General features: G+C 71.4%; 1 protein-coding gene and 1 pseudogene. One reads left to right on the top strand and one right to left on the bottom strand.

The genetic code is table 11. From position 1 onward, the window contains the following. Positions 1-129: pseudogene (locus tag ACWDCZ_RS41625) on the bottom strand (GNAT family N-acetyltransferase); the annotation flags it as partial. Here ACWDCZ_RS41625 and ACWDCZ_RS41620 point away from each other — a divergent pair. Continuing rightward, positions 89-841, top strand: coding sequence for a hypothetical protein (locus ACWDCZ_RS41620; protein ID WP_449818764.1), 753 nt, complete (start codon positions 89-91; stop codon positions 839-841). The pseudogene ACWDCZ_RS41625 and the gene ACWDCZ_RS41620 overlap by 41 nt on opposite strands. The last annotated feature ends 261 nt before the right edge of the window (positions 842-1,102 follow it).

Below are 1,102 nucleotides of genomic sequence, written 5' to 3'. Positions count from 1 at the left end.
GGTGGCGGTGACCGCGACGTTGGTGATGGCGTCGGCCGGCACGACGGCCCCGCCCGGGACGGTCAGTTCGGTGTCGAAGCTGCGGAAGGTGGCGAAGGAGGAGAAGGCGCCGGAGGCCGCACCGGGCACCGCGCAGCCGCCCGTCCAGAAGCCGCTGCTGGACGGCGAGTTCCTCCAGCTGCCGATCTTCCCGAAGTGGCTGCTCGCGCTGCTGGCGGCGCTGATCGCGCTGCTGCTGGCCTGGTTCGCCCTGGTCCGCCCGGCGGTGCGCAGCTCCGCGAAGCAGGCGGCCGAGAAGGCCGTCGCCCAGCAGATCGCCACCCCGGCCCCGCCCGCCGGCGTTCCGGCCGGTGACACACCGGGCAGCCCCGGTACCGGGAGCACCCCGGGCGGCCAGACCAAGCCGGGCGCCGGGAAGCCGACCACCGGCCCGGGCAGCCAGGGCGGTCCGGGCGGCCTGGCGGTGCCGGGGACCGGCCAGCAGAGCTCCGCCGCGATCGACGTCGTGACCGAGACCGGAACCGCCAAGACCGGCAGTTACCAGGTGCCGCACGGCAAGGTCTTCGACATCACCGACCTCGTGGTCGCCAACTTCCAGGGCGACCAGGGGCTGGTGACCATCATGGCCGGCAACACGACCATCACCACGATCGCCTTGGAGACCTTCCGCAACCAGGACTACCACTGGGTGACTCCCCTCCAGGTCCCCGAGGACCAGGCCGTGACCGCGAACGTGACCTGCGAGGTGCCGGGCACCCCGGCCTCGGGCAAGCAGGCGCCCACGTGCCACGAACTCCTCAACGTCAGCGGGACCCTGAGCGACATCCGGCAAGGAAACTGAGCGTTTCCAGGCCGTTCGTCTCCGAATTCCCGCTCCTCCCCCACGTCCCCCTCACGTCTCGTGACCATGTCAATACCCGACGGACACTGTTGCATCGTGCACCCGTCCGAACCAAACCGACCCGCCCGTAACCTGCTGTGATCTGCCCCTGAGGGCAACCGGCCTGGTCCCTGAGGGCAACCGGTGCGCCCCCACGGGCGGTTCGGGATGCCCGACCCGGAAAAGCCGAACGCCGGTCCCCGCCCAACCAGGGCGGGGACC

The sequence above is a fragment of the Kitasatospora sp. NPDC001225 genome, assembly GCF_053597855.1.
Note: the sequence above shows the minus strand (reverse complement) of the source record. Positions and strands in the feature narration are given on the sequence as shown.